Source organism: Actinacidiphila acididurans, assembly GCF_016918855.1.
GTDB classification, from domain to species: Bacteria; Actinomycetota; Actinomycetes; order Streptomycetales; family Streptomycetaceae; genus Actinacidiphila; species Actinacidiphila acididurans.
In genome coordinates this window covers 142784-164181 of the sequence record NZ_JADKYB010000006.1, presented here as the reverse complement: position 1 = coordinate 164181, position 21398 = coordinate 142784, and the positions used below count along the sequence as shown (strand labels likewise).

Below are 21398 nucleotides of genomic sequence, written 5' to 3'. Positions count from 1 at the left end.
CGGGCTCGGTAGTGTGATGCCGAAAACAGTGTGATGCTCAGAACATCTGTGACTGCGCCTCTATCGCCGGAGCTTTACCCATGGGTAACGTCCGTGCCGTCCATCTCCGTCCCCCCTCCGGGTGCACCGTGGCACCGTTGAGGAGCAGCAGCCTTGCGTGAGTTCAGCCTTCCGGCCCTGTACGAGGTCCCCGCGGACGGCAACCTGACGGACCTGATCCGCCGCAACGCCGCACAGCATCCGGACACCCCCGTCATCGGCCGCAAGGACGCCGCCGGCCGCTGGACCGACGTCACCGCCGCCGACTTCCTCGCCGAAGTGCGGTCGGTGGCCCGCGGGCTGATCGCCTCCGGGGTGCAGCCCGGCGACCGGGTCGCCCTGATGTCCCGCACCCGGTACGAGTGGACGCTGCTGGACTTCGCGATCTGGAGCGCCGGCGGGGTCACCGTACCCGTCTACGAGACGTCCTCCCCCTCGCAGGTGGAGTGGATCCTCGGCGACTCCGGCGCGGTGGCGGTCGTGGTGGAGTCCGCCGAGCACGACCGGTCGGTGGAGTCGGTACGGGACCGGCTGCCGCAGCTCAAGCACGTCTGGCGGCTCGACAACGGCGCGGTGGAGGCGCTGCGGACCGCGGGCACCGACATCTCCGAAGCGGTGGTGGACGAGCGGTCGGGCACGGCGAACGCCGACTCCCCCGCCACCATCGTCTACACCTCGGGCACCACCGGCCGCCCCAAGGGCTGCATGCTCACCCACCGCAGCTTCTTCGCCGAGTGCGGCAACGTGGTGGAGCGGCTGGGCCCGCTGTTCAGCACCGGCGAGAACTCGGTGCTGCTCTTCCTGCCGCTGGCACACGTATTCGGCCGGCTGGTGGAGGTGGCCGCCGTCATGGCGCCGATCCGGCTCGGCCACGTGCCGGACATCAAGCACCTCACCGACGACCTGCAGGGCTTCCGCCCGACGCTGATCCTGGGCGTACCGCGGGTGTTCGAGAAGGTCTACAACTCGGCGCGGGCCACCGCGCAGGCCGGCGGCAAGGGCAAGGTCTTCGACAAGGCCGCGGCGACCGCCATCGAGTACAGCAAGGCGCTGGACACCGCGGCCGGCCCCTCGCTCAAACTGCGCCTGGCCCACCGGGTGTTCGACCGCCTGGTGTACAGCAAGCTCCGCGCGGTCCTCGGCGGCCGGGCCACCCACGCGATCTCCGGCGGCGCCCCGCTGGGCGAGCGGCTCGGCCACTTCTACCGCGGCATAGGGTTCACGGTGCTGGAGGGCTACGGCCTGACCGAGTCCTGCGCGGCCACCGCCTTCAACCCGGCCGACCGGCCGCGGATCGGCACGGTGGGCCAGCCGCTGCCCGGCTCCACGATCAGGATCGCCGACGACGGCGAGGTGCTGCTCTACGGCGAGCACCTGTTCACCGGCTACTGGAACAACGAGCAGGCCACCGCCGAGGCGATGGCCGACGGCTGGTTCCACACCGGTGACGTGGGCACGCTGGACGAGGAGGGCTACCTCACCATCACCGGCCGCAAGAAGGAGATCATCGTCACCGCCGCCGGGAAGAACGTCGCGCCCGCGGTGATAGAGGACCGGATCCGGGCCGACGCGCTGATCGCCGAGTGCATGGTGGTCGGCGACGGCCGGCCGTTCGTGGCCGCGCTGATCACGCTGGACGAGGAGTTCCTGCCGCGCTGGGCGGAGCAGCACGGCAAGACCGGCCGCAGCGCGGCGGACCTGGCCGCCGACCCCGACCTGCTGGCCGCCGTCCAGCACGCGGTGGACGAGGGCAACGCGGCGGTCTCCCGCGCCGAGTCGGTGCGCAAGTTCCGCATTCTCACCGGGCAGTTCACCGAGGAGTCCGGCCATGTCACGCCGTCGATGAAGCTGCGGCGGAATGTGGTCGCCAAGGACTTCGCGGCCGAGATCGAGGCGCTGTACACGTCCTGAGGGGCGGTACGTGTCGGTCCGCGGGGCCGTGCTTCCGTGGCGCCGGGCCCGGCCACGTGCGTTCCGTGGGTGCTGCCGGGCCCTTGTGCGTTCGCGGGCGCTAGAGCAGTGACATCAGCCGGTCGGCCAGCAGGTCCCAGCGCCAGGCCTCCTCGACCCACTGGCGGCCGCGTTCGCCGAGCCGGCTGCGCAGTTCGGGGTCGCGCAGCAGGGTGAGGACGCGGTCGGCGGTCTGGTGCGGGGAGCCGCCGCGCACGACGTAGCCGGTCTCGCCCTCCAGGACCGCGTCGGGGGCGCCGCCGGAGTCGCCGGCCACGACGGGCAGGCCGGTCGCGGAGGCTTCCAGGTAGACGATGCCGAGCCCTTCGACGTCCAGGCCGCCGAGCCGGGTGCGGCAGGGCATGGCGAACACGTCGCCGGCGCCGTAGTGCACGGGCAGTTCCTCCCAGGGCACCGCGCCGGTGAAGCGGACGGCCGCGGTCACGCCGGTACGTGCCGCGAGCCGTTCCAGGTCGCGGCGGTACGGCCCGTCGCCCACGATCAGCAGCACCGCGTCGGGGAACTCGCGCAGGATCCGCGGCAGGGCGAGGATCAGGGTGTCCTGGCCCTTGCGGGCCACCAGGCGGGACACGCAGACCACCACCGGCCGGTCGGCGAGCCCGAGCCGGGCCCGTACCACCGCGCCGCCGGATCCGGGATAAAAGGTCTTCTCGTCGACGCCGGGCGGCAGTTGGACCATCCTGGCGGCGGCGCGGGGGGTCACCGCGGTGGCGATCCGGGAGCGGGTGTACTCGCCGAGATAGGTGAGCGTGTCGGTGCGCTCGCCGATACGGCGCAGCAACTGCCGGCTGGCGGGCAGTTGCGCCCAGCCGGCCTCGTGCCCGTGTGTGGTGCCGACCAGCCGCCGCGCCCCGGCCGCCCGCAGCGTCGGCCCCATGAGCCCCAGCGGCGCGGCGGCCCCGAACCACACGGACGAGCAGCCGTGCTCCCGCAGCAGCTCCGCCGCCCGCGCGTTCACCCGCGGACTCGGCAGCAGCACCTTCGCCTTGTCCCGCACCACCGGAAACGGCTGCTCGGCGTCGAACCGCGCCACCTCGGAGCCGTCCCGCCAGGTGGAGGCGTAGACCACCACCTTCCCGGGGTCCATCCGCAGCGCCATGTTGTGCACGAAGGACTGAATCCCCCCGGGCCGGGGCGGAAAGTCATTGGTGACGATCAGGGTCTTGTCCACGCCAGGGTGTACCTATGTGACCTATGAGGAGGCGAGCAGCGATCTACTGCCGGATCAGTCAGGATCGGGGCGGCGCCGGGTTGGGCGTGGCCCGCCAGGAGGAGGACTGCCGGACGTTATGTGCCCGCAAGGACTGGGACGTCGTAGGAGTCTATCCGGACAACGACGTGAGCGCGTATTCGGGTGCGCCCCGGCCCCAGTGGCAGGAACTCCTGGCAGCCGTGCGCGCCGGGCGTGTCGATGCCATCGTGTGCTGGCACGTGGACCGTCTCACCCGCTCCCCGCGTGAGCTGGAGGACGTGATCGACCTTGCCGACCGCCACGGCCTCGATCTGGCCACGGTGAGCGGCGAGATCGATCTTGCGACGCCGACCGGCCGCATGGTCGCGCGCATGCTGGGCGCCGCCGCCCGGCACGAGGCGGAGCACAAGGCCGAGCGCCAGATGCGGCAGCGCCGCCAGGCCGCCGAGGCCGGGAAGGTCTCGGGAGGCGGCAACCGTCCCTTCGGGTACGAGGACGACCGGATCACGGTCCGGGAGAGCGAAGCCGCTCTCATACGGGAGGGCGCGCGCCGCGTCCTGGCCAGCGAGAGCCTGTCGAGCATCTGCCGGGACTGGCAGGCCCGGGGCGTCGTCAGCCCGGCGGGCAAGCCGTGGAAGCCGAAGGGGCTCCGGGCTCTCCTTGCCTCCGCCCGCATCAGCGGACGCCGGGAGCACACGCCGGGCGACTCCTGGCAGGGCACGCGCCCTCTTCTCGGCCAGATCGTCGCCGACGCCGTGTGGCCGGGGATCATCAGCCACGAGGACTCCGACCGAATACGCGCCGCCTTCACCGACCCGAACCGGCGGACCAGCGTCGAGGGCACGCAGCGGCGCAGCTACCTCCTGTCGGGCGTCCTGCGGTGCGGAAAGCCCAGGCCCGACGGCACCGTGTGCGGGCATGGCATGGTCGGCCGACCGCGGTCCGGCGTTCCGCGCTACGTCTGCCCGAACGTCCCCGGCACGGATGCGTGCGGCGGCACGGGAACCGTGGCGGAACGGACCGACGACCACGTACGGGACATGGTCCTGGCAGCACTGGAGTCCCCGGCGTTCGTGGACCGGTTACGAGGGTCGGACGGCGCCGGAACCGAGCTCTACGAGGAGATCCGCGCCGACGAGGAGGAGCTGGAGGAGCTGGCCCGGGACATGGGCGAACGCAGAATCACCCGCAAGGAATGGATGGTGGCCCGGCAGCCGATCGAGGACCGGTTGCAGCGCAACCGCGCCAAGCTGTCCAAGGTCTCACGCTCCGCTGTCCTGCTGGACTTCGTCGGCTCCTTCGAGGACATGCGGGACCGGTGGGAGAAGCTGAACACCTCCCAGCGCCGGGCGATCATCACGGCGTGCGTACGGTCGATCAGCGTCGTTCCGGCGAATCCCCGCAAGCGGTGGAATCCGGAGCGGTTCGTCTTCGACTGGATCGCGTAGCGGGAGGGCGCCGCACGGCGGGAGAGCCGGTCTGGGGCTCTACGAGCGCGAAGACGAGCGCCACCCGCTCTATGACGGCCAGGTCCTCGATGACCGGGGGGAGTCCCTGCCGCGCTCGGGAGGCGGTCACCATCCGCCGCAGCTCATCCGGTACCAACGGCGCCCCCGGTGGCCGTGTTGGACGCGTCCCGCGCCACTTCCCGGTTGCGTGCCAGGTCGTCGGCGATGCCGGCGGCGATGAGTGCGGCGCCGGGGGTGTGGCCGGAGCCGGCGTAACGCCACTGGGATTCGGTTACGGTGCCGGGGTCGTCGGCGATGGTGCTGTGTGCGCCGCGGTGTTGTGCGCGCTCCTCGCGTAGGGCGGTGTACGTGGTGGAGTACACGCGGGATTTGGTGAGGATGTGGCCGCGGTAGCCGAGGGTGTGGGCCCAGGCACGCAGGTGGAGGGGTTCGAGTTCGGGCAGGCTGCTCAGGTGCCAGCAGGTGGCCATGAGGGTGCGGACGTGCGGGGTGACCGGGGCCGTGGTGATGTGTGCGGGGTTGTCGATGCGGTGGTCGAGTCCGGCGCCGGTGTCGGTGGCGCCTTTGGTGACGTACTTGGCCACGTATGCGGCTACGGCGTCGTCGGTCAAGGTTTCGGGGCCGCCATCGGCGCGTAGGGGCCGGGCGTCGAGTCGGACACCCCAGCGCAGTTCGTGCTCGCCGAGGGCCGGGTGGTACGGGAGGGTCAGGTGGACGGCTGCGGCGGCACTGCGTACGGAGTCGGCCAGCGCGGAGGCGTCCGCCGAGGGCGGGGGTGGTTCGTCGGGGCCGCTTGCTCCGTCGAGGCGCATGACGGCGTGGACGTGGACGGCGGCGCGCCGCTGGTATTCGGCGACCTTGGCGTAGGAGATGCGGAGGGTGCGGCGGAGGGCGGTTCTGGTCTGGCCGGTACGGGTGGCGAGGTGGTGGTGGAGGTTGTCGGTGAACGCTTTCCAGAGGCGTCCGGCGTGTGCGTGCCACAGGACGTGTCCGGCGTAGTCGTAGCAGTCGGGGCAGAGGGGCTGTCCGACGAGCGGGTCAGCGTCGCCGTGTTCCAGGCCGCAGCCGAGTGCCCGCCCGTGCTCGCACTGGCCGCTGCCGCGCCGGGGGTTGCACCGCTTGCCGTTGTTCGCGCGGTGGACGGGGCCGAAGCCGGGTGCGGTGAGGGTGGCGAAGATGCGGGGGTGGTGTCGTACGTCTTCGGGCACGGTTTTGCCGCCGGTGAGTCCGGCGCGTACCAGGTGGTAGGTGTCGCCGGCGTGGAGGCGGGAGCAGGGTTCGCAGACTGTGGAGCGGCGGTTGCGGCAGCGGACGGGGAGCCGTTCGAAGGGCTCGCTGGTGGTGTCGTAGTGGTGGAGGACTTCTCCGGTGCGGGTGTCGCGGGTGGTGGTGTGGCCGGAGAGGTGGACGGGGTGGGCGCAGCCGCCGGTGGCGGTGATCTGGTCCAGCCAGCGGGCGTACTGGGGGTGGTTGGCGAGGCGGATGACGTCGCGGTCGGTGTCGGACAGGTGTGCCAGGCGCGCCGCATGGTCGAGGGTGGCGCGCCTGGCAGCCGGTGTGTTCTGCGGGGTGATGGCGGGGCTCTTCCGGGGTGGGCCGCCGATGCGGCGGCACGGGTGGTCGAGGGGAAGGGGAGGTGCATGGTGATCACTCCTCGCGTGTGGGTTCGGTGGTGGTCGGGTGGTTAGCGGATGGTGCCGTTGCCGCGGCAGATGCGGCAGCGGTGGCGACGTCCGGTCCAGGTGGTGCGTGCTCCCTCGCCTTTGCAGGCCGGGCAGCGGACGCGGCTCATGGGCATGCCGGTCAGGGCCCCTTTCTGATCTTCAGGTGTGGAGGAAGCCGCTCAGTGCCCACTGCACGGTGGAGGCGACCGAGCCGCTGACGGGTGACTGGGCGAGGTAGTAGCCGAACAGCGCGAGTACCGCCGCTTCCCACACCCGTACGTCCCGTCCCCGCACCAGCAGCACGGAGACCAGGCCGAAGACGGCGACCAGGGGGATCTGCCAAGTTATGGTCACTGCCCGGCCTCCTCGCCTGTGGCGGTGAGGTAGGGCAGGTGGGGTGTGCGGTCGGCGTACTGTCCGACCAGCCGTGCCGCGTCCTGGGGCGTGGTCAGGTGGGAGCGGGCCCGGACCCAGCCGACCGCATCCGCGGTGGTGACCGCCACGCCTTGTTCGCCGGCCTGGATGGTCTGGGCGACCGCAACGGCGTCTTTGTGGAGGTCGCCGAGGGTCATCTCGGCGGTGCCGGGGTCGTTGACGCGGTGGCAGATCCGGCCGCCGAGCTGGGCGCGCAGGGCGGTGACCCCGGGGCCGAGGTCGGATCCGACACGCTGACCGGCGATGACCAGGTGCACCCCCAGCGCGGCGCCGAGTTGGGCCAGGCGCAGAAGGTAGGTGGAGCACTGCTCGGCCTCGGCCCGGTCCTCTTTCGAGCCGTTGGTCAGGTACAGCTCCGCCATCTCGTCCACCAGGACGACCACCGGCACCGGCCGCTCGCTCTCGGGGAGTTCCCAGATGGAGCGTGCGCCGGCCGCCCGGCACACCTGCATACGGTGCTGAATCTCCACCACCAGGCCGCCGAACAAGGTCACGGCTTCCTTGCGGAAGGTGGCCAGCGCCGAGAGCCGCTTACGGAACAGGCCGAGTTCCATGCCGCCCTTGCAGTCCACCCCGACCAGGGCCACCGGCTGCGGAGCCAACTGCGTCACAAGCCGGGCGAGCAGCGTGGATTTCCCCGAGCGGGTGGCGCCCACCACGAGCCAGTGGGGTTCGCGCCGGAAGTCCACCACCCACGCCCCGCCGGTCTCCAAGGCCCCGACGACCGCCGACAGCAACGGCACCGCCGCGCCGTCCCGGGGGAGCGCGGGTTCGGCCAGCGGATCACCGGCGGTGGCGGTGATGAGGACGATGCCCCGGCGGGGTGAGGTGACGCGCACCGCGAACATGCGCCAGGCGTGCGCCATCGCCTCGCCCGCCTCGATGAACGGCACCGGCGTCTGCCCCGGCAGCAGCCGCACCCGCACGGCCAGCCCGTTCGGCAGCGGCCGGACCCCCTTCAGGCGGGGGACCTTCAGCCGCAGAGGCGTTCCCTTGACCGCGAGGCCGCCGAGCGCGCGGCGGTTGGAGCCGTAGGAGACAGCGAGGTCGTTGAGCCGGGCCACCTTCCGCCACGTGAGCACAACTCGCAGGGCGGCCGGCCCGTAACCGGTCAGGTACCAGAACCAGTCCGGCCGCCGCTCCCGCAGCTCCCGGGAGACCACCAGGCCCCAGGCCAGCACTGCCAGGGCGAACGCTAAGAGGATCGGGTGCCCCATCAGGCACCACCACCCGACTTGCCCGACCCGGACGCGGCCCCGGGAGCGGAGGCGCGGGCGGGTGTGGTGGGTGCGGGGGTGATGGCTGAGGCGCGGAAGCTGACGCCGTGCCGGTCCCCCATCGACCAGGAGAACGCCTCCAGGCCCGTGATCCGCACCTCGCTGCCCTCGACCACGCCCACCGGTTCGCCGGTCACGGCGACCTCGATCACCGAGACCCGCCGCCCTTCCTGGCGGACCATCACGCCGACGGTGTAGATCGTGTTGCCGTCCCTGTCCTTCTTGACCTCCTGTGTCTCGAAGTTGCTGATCTTCGCCTCGGGCGCCACGGCGCACCGCAGCACGCCCAGGCGAGAGGTGTCCACCGGTATGGACTGCATGAGTGGTTCGGCCTCCTCGGCCATCCGGACGCCAAGCACTCACCTGACGTCACTCGTACTGACGAGTGATGAGTGTGCAACTCTTGACGCCGGAACGCAACCACTTATGCTGACGAGTGACGTGAGCGAGACGACGGGTCACCGCGCCAGCGAGGGGAACGGCATGTCACAGATCCAGCGCCCGGGAGCGCTCTACCGCCAGGTCGCCGCAGCCATCCGCGACGCCATCGCCACGGGCGAATATCCGCCCGGCACGCTGCTCCCCTCCGAGACCCAGCTCATCGAGCGCTACGGCGTCTCCCGCCCCACCGTCCGCAACGCCGTCGCCGCCCTGCGCACCGAAGGACTCATCGACGTCGTCCACGGCAAAGGCAGCTACGTCCGCGGAGCACCCACCCCCGCCTTGACGATCGAGCGCACCGTCAGCCACGACAACGGCGGCACCTTCACCCTCGACGGTGGGGCCGGCTGGCAACAGCCCGAAAAGCCGCACGCCTACCGCACGACAACCACCATGGCCACGGGCCCTCTGCTCGGCCTCGAAGAAGGCGAAGCGCTCTTCGGCGTCGACCGCCTACTGATCGACCCCACAACCGGCACCCGCGCCCTCCACCAGACGCTGATCCCCTTCGCCACCGCCGAAGGCACCGAACTGGCCGACCACCCCGACACCGAACCTGCCGCCATCTACGCCCTGTTCACCGAAGCCGGCCACACCCTGCACTGGACCGAAACCGTCCGCGCCCGCATGCCCCTCCCTGACGAACGCACCACCCTCCACCTCCACGACGCCACACCGCTCCTGGAAACGACCCGCGTCACGCACGGCAGCGGCGACCAGCCCTTGATCCTCGAAACCCTCCGCACCAGCGCCGACCGCACCCAACTCACCTACCGCATCGCCCCCGAACAGCCCCGCAACCTCAGCGCCATCCGCTGAAGCCGGGACTGTCGAAACCTGTCTCCACTTACTCAAGGCACCCGGCGTCGCTGCCGCTCCGCCGGGCGCGCGTCCGGCGCCCGGCCGCGCCGTCGCTCATGTCTCCGCCCCGCTCGGCCCGGCCGGCACCGCGCGCGCCCATGATGGGGAAGCCGATGTCATGAGCCGAGACCACACAGCCCAGGTCAGAGCGATGCCTCCGGCAGGGGCGCTCAGGCTCCGAGATGGACCAGGCCCGGCCGGCGCCCGCACGTTCGTCGTGGGCGGTGCGGGAACTCCCATCCCGCCTGCCATCGACCCGGGACAAGCCGAGCAGACGCGGCCCAGGCCGTCAAGGTCGCTCATACAGTGGCGCGCTCCACCTTGACGCCCTGAACCACGCCCGCTCCACAAGAGTGCGGGCCGATGGCAGACGGGATGAGAGCCACCGGGCTGGGGATTGAGCCTGTAATGGAGAACCCGGTCTGGCCGCTGCGCTGCGGGCATGAGAGTTGTGGAATCTTTCGAACCGAGAATCGTACAGTACTTCCTAAACCCGGGGTCTGGTTTTCCGAGCACCGGAACGTGCGGAAAGAAGAAAGACTCCGTCCGCTCTTATCGCTGCCAGGAGCCGTCACCCGACCGGAGGAAGAATTCTGTAGTCCGTCGAACGAGCCCCGTCAAACCCCCTTGCCCCAGGGCCCCAGACTCCATCAGCAGTTTCGGCAAGGTTCTTGTTTAGTGCGAAGAGCTGATCAAGATAGTCATCCGACTTTGTGAAACCGTAGGCCTTCCTAACGGCCTCAGTCAATTGGTCATGCAGTTTCTTCAGCTCGTTCTGGCCGGGCCGCAGCAAGGAAGCATACTGCCGCTCCAGGGGGATGCCCCGATCCAGATACTTCTGCCGCAACCGCAAAAGCTCGGCGGCTGCATTCGCCACGCCTCTGACCTTCGCCGGAGTTGGCGACTGAGGCCAAGGGAAGCTCTCCCAGACGGTCGTAGAGGTGTAGCGGGGATCGCCCTTCAAATATGAACAACGAGCCCTGACCCAAGCGCTGTGAAATTCACTACTCAGCACACCGAACGAGTAATCATCATCTAGCGCAAAGACTGTCATGGAATCACTTGGGTGAATCCTTGAGTCGACGAACGTGAAAACCGTCGGTCGATTCACACTCGCCACTCGCGATGTAGCGAGGTACCTATCTAGAGGCAAGACCGCTTCGAGCATGTCGTTGCGCCTATACGACAGGTTCCACCACTTAGCAAGAAAGTTCGCGTGGTGCTTGTTCACCTTAGCCTTGGGGTTGACATTGATGGCCTTCCCATTTCTCTCCTTTTCCTTAGCTGCGGCCTTTTCGCGCTCCTGTAGAACTGAACTTGCCAAGTGTTGCATGAGGCCCGGATAGCGAGATTCAGCGCTCAGTAGATCCGCATCCTGGATATCAATAATCCATCGCTCGATGGACGTGTCACGCAGCATCTCTCGACCACCCAAGAATGGGTGGATCACATCGCGAGCTTTCTCGTCACGTGTAAGAACATGCCTAGTGGCGCGGTCAATAACAAATCCCTTTGTGACACCAGGTGTTTGGCCTTGGAAGCAAACTTGCGGTTTCGCGTTAGCTTCCAAGTCGCAAGCCTTGCGAACGTCAAATCCTGGCCGAAGGGTCGGCGAGATTTCCTCTACCTCAAGGCGCAGTTGCCCATCGTTCAGCCAAAGAACTTTGGGGCTCACGTCGATCCCTTTGGCCCAGTTAACCAATGAAACGTGCACAACCGCATCCCCTGACCACGGCTGACTAGAAACGGCCTCAAAGATTGTTCCGTTGTTATCTGAGATGTAATCCAAGCTGGACTTCCTGGAGTCATTTTCCCGGATTGTCTTGGTCGCGACCATGCCAGCACGCCCCCCCTGGGGCAAATGATCATGGGCCAACGGAAACCAGTAAGTCACGAAGTCGGACACGCCAGCCACGTTTGGGTACTCTCTCAGCAATCGCTGGCAGTACTCGGCGCCTAGCTCGGCGACCATCTTTCGGCGACCGAGATACGGAGGGTTCCCAATGATTGCGTCAGCTTGAGGCCACTCGCAGAAGAGCGCGTCGGCCGCAATGATCACATTGTCAAGGTTGTCAAGCGGCAGCACTTCTTGGTGATCATCCAGCTCAACGGTCGAAAGTTTTTTAGCCAGCATCATGGTGACTTTGGCTACCTCAACTGCGAACGGGTTGACATCTATGCCAAAAAAATGATCTGTCGGTACATACGAGATAGTCTGCTGACCAGCATGCCGCCCGCGCCGTCTCTCGGTAACCAAAGTCGCGATTTCGTGTTCAATGCGGCGCAGTTCACGGTAGGCGACGTACAGAAAATTGCCTGAACCACATGCTGGATCCAGAACTCTATAGTGGCTCAGCTCAATAAGTAGATTTTCGAGTTCGGAAATAGTACTGGCGGCGCCGATCTTCTCTCGCCAGGGATTCACTATGGTCGGGCCTACAATTTTAGCAATGTCCGCCTGACTGGTAAAATGTGCACCCTGGGCGTGCCGCTCTCCTTCGTCCATGGATCCCTCGAAGAGGGTGCCGAAGATTTCTGGGCGTACCTCCGACCAATCCGTCTCGCAGGCATGGCGCAAGTCGTTTAGCTCATCATTTGTTAGTTCAACGGGATAAACTTCGGCGAACAAGCCGCCATTAAAATAAGGTGTCCCCTTGTAGCGTCCCGCAGGAGTAGTGCCGGGCGTATTCATCTCACGGAAGAGACCGAAAAGAAGGTCATAGGCATCACTGCCCGTCGTTGAGTCATCCAGCGCTCGCGAAAAGGAATGACTGGGCAGCATCCCTATATCTTCGGCGAACATGGCCATTACGGACTGCAATGTGAACAGCTGGGCCTTAATGCGCGGAATGCCGCGAGCGTGAATCTGCTTGAACACTCGCGCAACATCAGTGGCCGCTTCCCGGGTTACCGCTACGAGATCGTTACGGAAGATCGGTCTTTCTTCGTATGGAAGGAGAAAGGCGAATGCATCGGAACGTTGGGGAAGGTCCTCTAGTGCAACGCGGTCAACTGGTTCATCGAGTTGCTGATCGAAGTCATAAATCCAGAACTCATCAAAATTGCTGAGCATCACGTATCGGGGTCGATCCGGAACGGCCTGCACCCAATAATCGAAAGCCTGCCGATAATGTCTCTTGAGATTCGTCCCTACTTTTTTCATCTCGATCAGGCATCGAGGCTTCCACATCAAGTCAGCAAAAGCGGTTCCCCTTTGGTTCCTCTTCTTTATCCGCATCTCCAAGGTGGCTCCCGCTTCCCTAACACCATCGTGCCCGAAGGCTCGAAAGAGGCGGTCTAGGAAGACCTGAGCTTCACCCTTCTCGTCACCAGTCAAATGTTCCTTGCGATACCTGACGAAAGCGTCGAGTTGCGCGCGCAGGGTCTCAGATCCACGGGTCACCATGGGAGCAGGTTAAGGGATGAAGTGGGCATCTGACACCGCAGCGCGTCAAGTAGTCCCAGAGAGGGCGGACCGAACTGGAGTTGCCCGCCTGGTAGCCGTCTTGATCACGAACTACCAGGCGGGACACGAGTCACTAGGGCGCTAGATGTCGGTCTCCTACTGATTAATGATGGTGTGTCAGGTTAGACGCCAAGGTCACCTGTGGATCTTGCGCTTGAGGGCCTTTCGCAGGTCGTCCAACGTCTGGCCATCCTCAAGGTGCCAAAGTGTCCACCCGTTGATCGGGTTACCGGTCACCGCAGCAGCCGCATTGGACGGAGAGGGGAAGGGTGCAGGATGGCCATCGACGATCAACTCCCCGTCCCCAGTGACGACCGCTCGCCCCCGACGGTCCACGCGAGGTTGGTGAAAGGTGAGCACGGCGCCGGCCTTCAGCAAGCCAGCCTTCATAAGCTCGGCCAGAGGACCGCGAGGGACGACAGGGGTGGGTGCTACCGGTTCGTCACCTTCGCCCAGGGATAGGCTCAGGTGAATCGTGTCGTTGGCGGACGCCTTCGCCAGGTGAGCGATGATCTCGGGCTCGAAGTGGATGCTGAGTGTGGGCATAGGTCCCCCTCTCAATCGGATTCCGCTTTTTGGAACCCGCTTCTTGAATCTGAGCTTGCCAGCATTCAAGGAGAACAGCAAGTGGCGCATCTTTAAATCGGTAGAAATCGATCGCACTCTGTCGGTATTCGATCGAATGTGATCAATCCTGGTCTTTCGCCGACGCGTGAGTATGACCCACTGCGTATATGGAGAGGTCAGGGTGCTATGACTCCGTCGGATGTGTTCGGCGGCGTCTGGGCAAAGTTCCTCACAGTCGCTCCTTGTTGCCGTCGCTGCAGCGGGCGACTGGGACACACGGGTGCGGGTGCGACCATGCCAACGGAGAGCGCAGCGACCCATTCCGGCTAGAGCTACGGATCACAAGGTCGGCAGGCGAACGCTCAGGCAAGCCCTGCAGAGGTCACGATGCCGAGCGCTGCCCGCCGCGACCAGCCGCCGAACCGCGGACCAGTGCGGCCAGGGCCCGCGCGGTGGATGGAGGGATGTGGAGCTGGACGAGGCCGGAGCCGTCCGCAGCCGACTGGGCGACCGCTGTCACGTCTTCCGCGTCGGGCCAGGCCGTTAACAGGGCTGTGGCCAGGGCTTCGGCTGCGTTCTTGGCTTCGCGCCAGCCGGCGACGTAGTCGATCCCAGGGGCCCAGAGGATGTCGTCCGGGTTGAGTTCCGCGCCGTCGCTGCCCATCGTGTGTGGCCTCCCCGATCCTGGTGTTCAACTCCGTTGGCTGTGGCGCCAGTTGGATCAGGGCATGGCGAGCACCCCGGTACCATCGGCACCGGGGTTCCCGCGTGGATTCCCCGCCGGACCACCCCCTCCGCTGTCCAGGCACAGGGGTGGTCCGGTTTCGTTTTCGGTTGTCGTCGGGCGTCGGACGTGTCAGCCGCTGTGGGTCGACCAGTCCGCGCGGTAGGCGATGAGGCGGGGTCGTACGTCGTTGTCCAGACGGTCGGCCTGCGTACGGAGTTGACCGGCGAGTGCCGCGAGGTCGGCGGGGCCGAGGCCGGTGAGCCAGAAGTCCTCGATGATGTGGACGTTGGCGACCGGGATCGGCGGGGTGCCGTCGTCGGTGTCGGGGATGCACTCGATGGTGCCGTTCAGGGCCCAGGTGTCCTCTCCCGGGCCGTAGCCGCCGCGGGCCGGGCGTAGGAGCTGGCCGTCGAAGTGGGCGCGGTGGATGACGTCGTGGACCGCGTTGCGGAATGCGGCCGGAGGGACGCTGGTCCTGCTCGGGTCTTCTTCGGCCCAGCCGGGCAGGTAGCCGCTGGCGGTGGTGTCGTCCGTGGCGGTGATCGTCCAGGTGCGACGGGGCAGCACGGGTACGACACCCTGTGCCGGTGGCCCGGCGACGGTTGCGGACGTTGCGGTAGAGGTCATGATCAGGCTTCTTCTGTCAGTGGCGGCGCCCGGTCCGGTGCCGCCTGCGGTGTGGTGAAGGACCCGCCCCCGGCCGGTCCCGGCGTGACCGGCGCCGGAAGGGAAGTGTCCGGCCGGGGCGGGAGATCAGGTGAGGTCGCGGGCGGTAGCCGTACGGGCACCGGCCTTGAGGAACGACCGGTCGATGACGGCGCGCGCTGCACGGGCCGCCTCGGTGTCGGATTCACCGGCAGGGCCGAGGCGTTCGCCGCGGCTTTCGGCGACGCGGATCACCTCCTGCAAGGCCCTGCACAGGGCGGTGACCACGTAGCGCCATTCGCTCTCGGCGTGCTCGCCGGCCGCCAGCATCCCCTGGACGTAGTCGATGAGTTCGCCGCCCATTCCGAGCTGTACGGACTCGATTCCGTCAGCGAGGTTCGACAGGAACGACGAGCTGCTGTCGCCGGAGTTCAGGTAGCACGGCGTGCCGTTCTCCGTGGTCCACGGGAGCCGCCGCATCATGAGGTGGCCCCCGGGGCCGATGAGGGGGCGCGGGGGCTCCGGCCCGGGGAAAGACAATCGGATTTCGTCATCAGCGCATCCTTTGGAGGTTCGGCAACGGAGCGATGACCGATGACGACAGTCAATTCCTGCGCCGGCCCGACCGGGAGTGTTCACCAGGGGGTTCACGCGAACACCTGGCACGTCAAGGGGGGTCCAGAAATGAACCCCCCGGAGATCAGCGTCCTGTGACACCATGGGCACCGGCTGTCAGCAAGGGGTGGCGGAGGATGAGCCGGAATCCCAACGAACACCTGATCGCGCTCATGGCGGAAGCCGGAGTGTCCAACAAGGGGCTGGCCAAGCGCATGCGGGACATCGCGGCGCTACGGGGCACCGACCTGGGCACCACGCATGTGTCCGTTCAGCGCTGGCGCGACGGCACGGGCATCCAGTCCAAGGCCGCAGCGATCATGGCCGACGCCCTCAGCGCCAAGCTCAACCGGCGTGTCAGCCCCGCCGACCTGGGATTCTTCGGCGACACCGCACGGTCGGAGCAGCCGAGCGTGAGCTACCCCGCGTCACTGGCCGACGCCTTGGCGACCCTGGACGGCCTGACACAGCAGGCGCCGGACTCCGCGCCCTCCGCCGTCGTGCCCGCCGCGGACAGCGATATCAGCTCCGCCGTGTTCTCCTGGATGATCTCCCGCCCGGACGGACTGACCACCGACGCACCGGCGAGCCGCCGGGTCGGCATGCGCGACGTCATGGCCATCCGCACCGCCGCCGAGATGTTCGCCCGGCTGGACTTCCTGTACGGCGGAGGGCACGGCCACACCACACTGCGGCACTACTTCCGGCACGAAGTCCTGCCCCTGCTCAGCGCAAGCTACAGCCAGAAGGTGGGCACCGCCCTGTTCGCGGCAGCCGCCGAGATCGCCGAAGTCCTCGGCTGGACCGCGTACGACATCGGCAACCACGCCTTGGCCCACCGGTACTTCCTGTCCGGCTTACGCCTCACCCAGGTCATCGACGACCGGCTCATGGGCGCGACCATCCTGGCCAACATGAGCCACCAGGCGAACTACCTCGGCCAGACCGTGCGCGCCGCGCAACTCGCCCGCGCCGCCCTCGAAGGCGGCCGGGGCCAAGCCACCCCGCGCGCCCAAGCGATCTTCGCCGCCCACGAAGCCCGGGCCCTGTCCAGCGCGGGAGACCTCACCGGCGCCTCCCGCGCCATGAACGAAGCCGAGACGTTCTTCGAGAAGGCCGGCACCGCCCAGGACCCCGAATACCTGGCCTACGTGGACGAGGCCGAGATAATCGGCGAGTTCAGCCACTGCTTCCGCGACCTCAAACGCCCCGCCGAATCCCTGCGATTCGCCGAACAAGCCGTCGCCCGCACCGACCCCCAGTACGCCCGCACCCTCGGCTTCTGCCGCATGGTCCTCGCGCAAAGCCGACTCCTGAACGGCGACCTCGAAGGTGCCGTGAGCACGGCCGGCCTCGCGGTGGACGAAGGCGAGTCCTTGCAGTCCGCGCGGTTCGTCCGCTACGTCGAGGACTTCCAGCAGGAGATCAGCCCCTACGCCGCCGCACCGGTGGTGGCCGCGTTCAACGAGAAGGTCGCCACGGCCCGCGCCGAACTGGAGGAGTAGCGCGCCACTTCAGCCGGGCGCGCGGTTCTGCTGGCGGGAGGCCGCGCGGGGGTTCCTCGCTCTGTTGACGCTGCTCGTACGTGATCCTCGGGCTAACCTTCCGGCATGGAGCAGGACGATGCCCTCGTACGGGACGTTTTCCCCGACCTCATCGACGAGCTGGTCTCTCTCTTGGAGGTCGAAGGCGAGAACGAGCTGGCCATCTGCGTGCGGGATGTTCGTCTCGTTGCCATGTGCGACTGCGGCGACGATTTCTGTCAGAGCATCCATACGGCGGTCCATCCGGAAGGACAGCCGTACGGCGAGGGCCATCGGTGCGTGCCGCTCCTGCCCTCAAAAGGCATGCTGGTCCTGGACGTCGTGTACGGACGGATCATGTACATCGAGGTACTGCATCGCCCACCCATGCACGACCATCGCAGCCTTCTCCCCTCAGCCCCAACGCAGCCAGAAGCCTGACGCTCAACCCGTCAGTACGGCTGCCAGTTCCGCGGCGCGTCGTCGTCCCGCAGCGAGGCCAGCCGCACCTTCACTTCGTCCGCCACGTGCTGCCCCTCCGCGACGTTCTGCATCAGCCACGTGGTCATCTTGAACTCCTGGATCGCGGCCAGCACCCCGAACCCGGGCCACTCCCGCAGATCCCGCCCGTACCCCCCGACGAACGCCGCGTACTGCTCACCGCTCACCCACCCCAACCGGTCGTACTCATGCGCAGCCACCACAAGATCCCACTCCGGGCGGTCCACGCAGAAGTTCTCCAGGTCGATCAGATGCAGCCGCCCGCGCCGGTCCACCATCAGATTGTCGGTGTGCGCATCCCCGTGCACCGGCCCCCGCCCCGAGTCGAAGGCCAGCCCCGCCAAGCGGTCCGCAAGCTCCCGCCGCCGCTTGCGCAGGAACACCCGATCGTCCTCCGATATCCCCTCGGCCAACTCGATACGACGATCGGCCCGTCCAAAGGCATCGAACCCCGGCAGCTCCAAGCCGTCCGGCGGCACCAGACCGTGCAGCTCCCGCAGCACCGCTCCCAGTTCCCCGTACGACGCCGACCGCCCCGCATCCTCGATCAGATGCCAGAACGTCACCGGATGCCCCTCCACCACCACCGGCTGCTCCACGTCCTCCACCACCCGCACGGCCGCGAACCCCTCACCCGCCAGCCAGCGCGACACCGCGACCTCACGCCGTACCGACGCCAAGTACGCCGGCCCCCGCGCCACCCGCACCACCACCGGAGCAGCGGCCAGCCGGTACAGCGCGTTCTCCCCGAATCGGATCAGCTCCGCGCCCTTACCGTCCAGCCCCGCCGCGCGGCAGGCCGACGCCATCACCCGGGCGGCAGAAGCCGACGTGAATCCCGCACCTGAGCCGAGGTCAGATCCAGATGCCATGACGGCCGCGTTCCCCCATCGTGCGCCCTCTACCGTCGCGCGAACACCGGCAACGCGTGACGTGCCACCGGCGACGACGATAGCCCGTGAAGATCCGGGCCGACCAAGGGAAGCGGAAAGGTCACATGGCTTGACCCCGGTCCATCCCCGCCGACAGTACTCGGTCGGCGCACGGGGGTGTCCGTTCACCCGGGTGGGTGCCGCGGTCGCGTCCGTGCGGCGGTGGGGTCGGCGGGGGACGCATGATGCGTATTGTGAGAAATACCCATATCGGGGCACGGCTTCGCGGGCCGGCCGGGGTGGTGCTGGCCTGGGCCGTCACCCGGGCCGTGCTGATGCTGTTCGTCTTCCGGGCCGTGCCGTTTCCCGGGCAGTTCGTGCTGAACGACGTGCACGACGTCTATCAGCAGTGGTATCCGGTGCTGCGCTCGGGCTCGTTCCCGTCGGAGGACGTGACGTGGCAGTACCCGCCGGGCGCGGCGGCGGTGCTAATGGCCCCGGTGGTGCTGCCCTTCCTGAGCTACGTGAACGCGTTCTTCGTGTTGGCGCTGCTCACCGACGCGGCCGTGACGGTGATGCTGCTGGTGTACGGGCGGGGCCGGGCGCGGCCGGCGGCCGGGGCGTGGGTGTGGGTGGTCGGGGTGACGGTCGCCGGTCCGGTGGTCTTCGCGAGGTACGACGTGATGGTGACCGCCGTGGGCATGCTGGCGCTGCTGGAGCTGCGCCGACGGCCGCGGGTGGCCGGGCTGCTGGCCGGGGTGGGCACGATGCTCAAGGTGTGGCCGCTGCTGGTGCTCACCGGCACGCCGCGCGGCAGGCCCACCCGGCGGGCCTGGTCCTGGGGGGTGGGGACGGCGGCGGTGGTCGGCGTCGCGTTCGCCGTCGCGATGCCGGGGGCGTTCTCCTTCCTGACCTTCCAGCGCGACCGCGGCACCGAGGTGGAGTCGCTGGGCGCGATGGTCTTCCACGTGGCCCGGCACCTGGGCTGGCACGGCCAGCCGGCCATGCACTACGGCTCGGTGGAGTTCCTGGGCCGGCACGTGCACATGGTGAGCTGGGCGGCCCTCGCGCTCAGCGTGCTGGCGCTGTGCTGGCTGGTGGTGTGGCGGCTGCGGGCCCGCACGTTCAGCGACGCGACGCCGTACGATGCCGCCTTCACCGCGCTGCTGGTGTTCACCACGACCAGCCGGGTGATCAGCCCGCAGTACATGGTGTGGCTGATCGGGATCGGCGCGGTGTGCCGGATGATGCCCGGCTCGGTGCTGCGGCTGCCGGTGCGACTGACCCTGGTGGCGACCTTCTTCACCACCCTGGAGTTCCCGGTTTTCTTCTCGCACGTGGCGGCCAGCGACAAGTGGGGCGTGCTGCTGCTGACGATTCGCAACGGTCTGCTGGTCGCGGCCTCGGTCATCGCCTGCCGCCGGCTGTGGGCGTCCACGGTGCACAGCCCGGTCCTGCAGCCGTTGCAGCGCCGGGCCCGCGGCGCCGGCGAGACGCCGCCGTCGCTGATCACGACGCGGTGACCAGCGACGGCTGACGGTCGGGCCCGAGGCGGGCGTCGGCCCAGGCTCAGGCTCAGGCGGCGGGGATCTCCGCGGTGGCCATGAGGGACGCGCGGCCGAGCACGTGGCTCGTGATGTTGAAGCCGAGGAAGGCGGAAGTGGCCTCGGCCGGGACGCCGATGGTCTCGACGTCGAGGGCGTGGACCACGACGAAGTACCGGTGCGTGCCGTGGCCGGCCGGCGGGGCGGCACCGATGAAGCGGGCGAGGCGGGCGTCGTTGGGGATCTGGTAGGCACCCGCGGGCAGGCCGGCACCGGCCTCGTCGCCCGCGCCCTCGGGCAGTTCGGTGACGGTCGCCGGGATGTCGGCCACCGCCCAGTGCCAGAAGCCGGAGCCGGTCGGGGCGTCCGGGTCGTACACGGTCACGGCGTAGCTCTTGGTGCCCTCGGGGGCGCCGCTCCAGGTGAGCTGGGGCGAGACGTCCTTGCCGCCGGGCACGCCGAAGATGCCGGACATCTGCTCGGCGGCCCAGGCGTCGCCGTCGGCCACCGTGGTGCTGGTGACGGTGAAGGCGGGTACCTCGGGAAGACGGGCGAAGGGATCGTTGGCGCTCATCGCGTCCTTCCTTGCGGGAGGTCTGCTCGGATCTGTGTGCTGGGGTCTGTGTGCTGCGGGCTTGCCGGAGGTGCGGGGACTGCTCGGGTCGGATCTGCCGGTGCCGCCGGTCCGCCGGGGCCGGTCGGTCCGCTGCCGGCCTGCCGGGGAATCGTGCCGGGGTCTGCCGCGGGGCCGACGGGTCCGGCGGGCCCGGTGGAGGCCCGCGTCCCGGGTACGCGTACGGCGCGGGAGCCGGGCGGAGCTGCTGCCGTGCCGACGGCGGCGCCACCGATGATCGACCTTAGCACCAATAATCGATTATCGGGGACCTTCGTCTATCCTGGCGGCATGAACGGGACCGCGGACACCTCGGACGGCCTCCCGGCGAAGCGGATGCTCTCCGACCGGGTGTACGCCCGCCTGCGCCGGGCCATCATGCGGGGCGAGTTCACGCCCGGCCAGGCCCTCAAGCCGCAGGAGCTGGCGACCGCGCTCGGCGTCAGCCTGGCGGTGGTGCGCGAGGCGCTGCTACGGGCGGTGGGCGACGGCATCGCCGACCGGCTGCCCAACCGCGGCTTCGCCGTCCCGGCCTTCTCCGACCGCCGCTGGCAGGAGACAGCCGAGGCCCGGCGGGCGGTCGAGCCGGCCGCCCTGCGGATGGCGATCGCCCGCGGCGACCTGGACTGGGAGGCGCGGGTGCGCGCGGCCCACCACCGCCTGGCCGGCACGCCACCGTACGTGGCCGGGGAGGGCGGGTACCCCAGCGAGGCCTGGTCGCGGGCGCACCACGCCTTCCACCGGACCCTGCTGGAGGGGTGCGGCAACAGCGTCCTGCTGGACACCTTCGAGCGGATGTGGACCGCGAGTGAGCTGGCCCGGCGCTGGTCGGTGCTCCGCACCCCGGACCGGGACCACGCCACCGAGCACCGGCAACTCGAGGAGGCGGCGCTGGCCCGGGACGCCGACAGGGCCGCGGAACTGCTGGCCCGGCACCTGACGCTGACCGCCGAGGGCCTGACTGGCCCGAGCCCGG

18 protein-coding genes and 1 pseudogene are annotated in these 21398 nt (G+C 68.3%); 7 read left to right on the top strand and 12 right to left on the bottom strand.

The annotated features are described in order from the left end of the window. The first annotated feature begins 153 nt into the window (after positions 1 to 153). Positions 154 to 1950, top strand: a complete 1797-nt coding sequence (locus ITX44_RS13100) for an AMP-dependent synthetase/ligase (RefSeq protein WP_205357332.1) — start codon at positions 154 to 156, stop codon at positions 1948 to 1950. Between the two features lie 100 nt (positions 1951 to 2050). Here the strand turns inward: ITX44_RS13100 and ITX44_RS13095 are convergent, their stop codons facing one another. Beyond that, positions 2051 to 3181, bottom strand: a complete 1131-nt coding sequence (locus ITX44_RS13095; RefSeq protein WP_205357331.1) for a glycosyltransferase family 4 protein — start codon at positions 3179 to 3181, stop codon at positions 2051 to 2053. A 23-nt stretch (positions 3182 to 3204) separates the two neighbouring features. Between ITX44_RS13095 and ITX44_RS13090 the strand changes: the two genes are divergently transcribed. Further along, entirely contained in the window at positions 3205 to 4650 is a 1446-nt protein-coding gene (locus ITX44_RS13090; RefSeq protein WP_205357330.1) for a recombinase family protein, read from the top strand. 143 nt (positions 4651 to 4793) lie between these two features. On the opposite strand, the gene ITX44_RS13085 is transcribed toward ITX44_RS13090, so the two are convergent. The 4 genes from ITX44_RS13085 to ITX44_RS13070 all read right to left on the bottom strand — a co-directional run bounded on the left by ITX44_RS13085 (position 4794) and on the right by ITX44_RS13070 (position 8367). Beyond that, on the bottom strand, positions 4794 to 6119 hold the full coding sequence (locus tag ITX44_RS13085; RefSeq protein ID WP_372440911.1) for a replication initiator: 1326 nt from the start codon (positions 6117 to 6119) through the stop codon (positions 4794 to 4796). A 375-nt stretch (positions 6120 to 6494) separates the two neighbouring features. Then, the gene (locus ITX44_RS13080) at positions 6495 to 6689 is read right to left on the bottom strand and encodes a hypothetical protein (protein WP_205357329.1); all 195 of its coding nucleotides are present in this window, start codon (positions 6687 to 6689) and stop codon (positions 6495 to 6497) included. Next, a complete protein-coding gene (locus ITX44_RS13075; RefSeq protein ID WP_205357328.1) occupies positions 6686 to 7987 on the bottom strand; it encodes an FtsK/SpoIIIE domain-containing protein in 1302 nt (433 codons plus the stop codon). The genes ITX44_RS13080 and ITX44_RS13075 overlap by 4 nt, the downstream gene beginning before the upstream one ends. After that, positions 7987 to 8367, bottom strand: coding sequence for an SCO3933 family regulatory protein (locus ITX44_RS13070; protein ID WP_205357327.1), 381 nt, complete (start codon positions 8365 to 8367; stop codon positions 7987 to 7989). Before ITX44_RS13070 ends, ITX44_RS13075 begins: the two co-directional genes overlap by 1 nt. A 163-nt stretch (positions 8368 to 8530) precedes the next feature. Here ITX44_RS13070 and ITX44_RS13065 point away from each other — a divergent pair, with 163 nt between their 5' ends. After that, positions 8531 to 9307 (top strand): GntR family transcriptional regulator, encoded by a 777-nt coding sequence (locus ITX44_RS13065; RefSeq protein ID WP_205357572.1) that lies wholly within the window; start codon positions 8531 to 8533, stop codon positions 9305 to 9307. 613 nt (positions 9308 to 9920) lie between these two features. On the opposite strand, the gene ITX44_RS13060 is transcribed toward ITX44_RS13065, so the two are convergent. The 5 genes from ITX44_RS13060 to ITX44_RS13040 all read right to left on the bottom strand — a co-directional run bounded on the left by ITX44_RS13060 (position 9921) and on the right by ITX44_RS13040 (position 15237). After that, entirely contained in the window at positions 9921 to 12755 is a 2835-nt protein-coding gene (locus ITX44_RS13060) for a class I SAM-dependent DNA methyltransferase (protein WP_205357326.1), read from the bottom strand. A gap of 195 nt (positions 12756 to 12950) precedes the next feature. Next, on the bottom strand, positions 12951 to 13451 hold the full coding sequence (locus tag ITX44_RS13055; RefSeq protein WP_236060495.1) for a DUF4357 domain-containing protein: 501 nt from the start codon (positions 13449 to 13451) through the stop codon (positions 12951 to 12953). 313 nt (positions 13452 to 13764) lie between these two features. Beyond that, positions 13765 to 14046 carry a hypothetical protein gene (locus tag ITX44_RS13050; RefSeq protein ID WP_205357325.1) on the bottom strand — a complete coding sequence of 94 codons (282 nt, stop codon included), beginning with the start codon at positions 14044 to 14046 and terminating at the stop codon, positions 13765 to 13767. A gap of 192 nt (positions 14047 to 14238) precedes the next feature. Beyond that, entirely contained in the window at positions 14239 to 14736 is a 498-nt protein-coding gene (locus tag ITX44_RS13045) for a DUF6907 domain-containing protein (protein ID WP_205357324.1), read from the bottom strand. 126 nt (positions 14737 to 14862) lie between these two features. Next, on the bottom strand, positions 14863 to 15237 hold the full coding sequence (locus tag ITX44_RS13040) for a hypothetical protein (protein ID WP_205357323.1): 375 nt from the start codon (positions 15235 to 15237) through the stop codon (positions 14863 to 14865). Between the two features lie 269 nt (positions 15238 to 15506). Here ITX44_RS13040 and ITX44_RS13035 point away from each other — a divergent pair, with 269 nt between their 5' ends. Both ITX44_RS13035 and ITX44_RS13030 read left to right on the top strand, forming a co-directional pair. Then, positions 15507 to 16874 carry an NsdA family TPR-like regulatory protein gene (locus ITX44_RS13035; protein ID WP_205357322.1) on the top strand — a complete coding sequence of 456 codons (1368 nt, stop codon included), beginning with the start codon at positions 15507 to 15509 and terminating at the stop codon, positions 16872 to 16874. A gap of 105 nt (positions 16875 to 16979) precedes the next feature. Next, positions 16980 to 17333, top strand: a complete 354-nt coding sequence (locus ITX44_RS13030) for a hypothetical protein (protein ID WP_205357321.1) — start codon at positions 16980 to 16982, stop codon at positions 17331 to 17333. An 11-nt stretch (positions 17334 to 17344) separates the two neighbouring features. Here ITX44_RS13030 and ITX44_RS13025 read toward each other — a convergent pair whose 3' ends face one another. Next, complete coding sequence (locus ITX44_RS13025; RefSeq protein ID WP_205357320.1) at positions 17345 to 18265, bottom strand: aminoglycoside phosphotransferase family protein; 921 nt, start codon at positions 18263 to 18265, stop codon at positions 17345 to 17347. 245 nt (positions 18266 to 18510) lie between these two features. Between ITX44_RS13025 and ITX44_RS13020 the strand changes: the two genes are divergently transcribed. Then, the gene (locus ITX44_RS13020) at positions 18511 to 19788 is read left to right on the top strand and encodes a glycosyltransferase 87 family protein (protein WP_205357570.1); all 1278 of its coding nucleotides are present in this window, start codon (positions 18511 to 18513) and stop codon (positions 19786 to 19788) included. 52 nt (positions 19789 to 19840) lie between these two features. Here the strand turns inward: ITX44_RS13020 and ITX44_RS13015 are convergent, their stop codons facing one another. Next, positions 19841 to 20383 carry a YbhB/YbcL family Raf kinase inhibitor-like protein gene (locus tag ITX44_RS13015; RefSeq protein WP_205357319.1) on the bottom strand — a complete coding sequence of 181 codons (543 nt, stop codon included), beginning with the start codon at positions 20381 to 20383 and terminating at the stop codon, positions 19841 to 19843. A gap of 330 nt (positions 20384 to 20713) precedes the next feature. Between ITX44_RS13015 and ITX44_RS13010 the strand changes: the two are divergent. Further along, a pseudogene (locus ITX44_RS13010) lies at positions 20714 to 21385 on the top strand (GntR family transcriptional regulator); the annotation flags it as partial. Positions 21386 to 21398 lie beyond the last annotated feature (13 nt).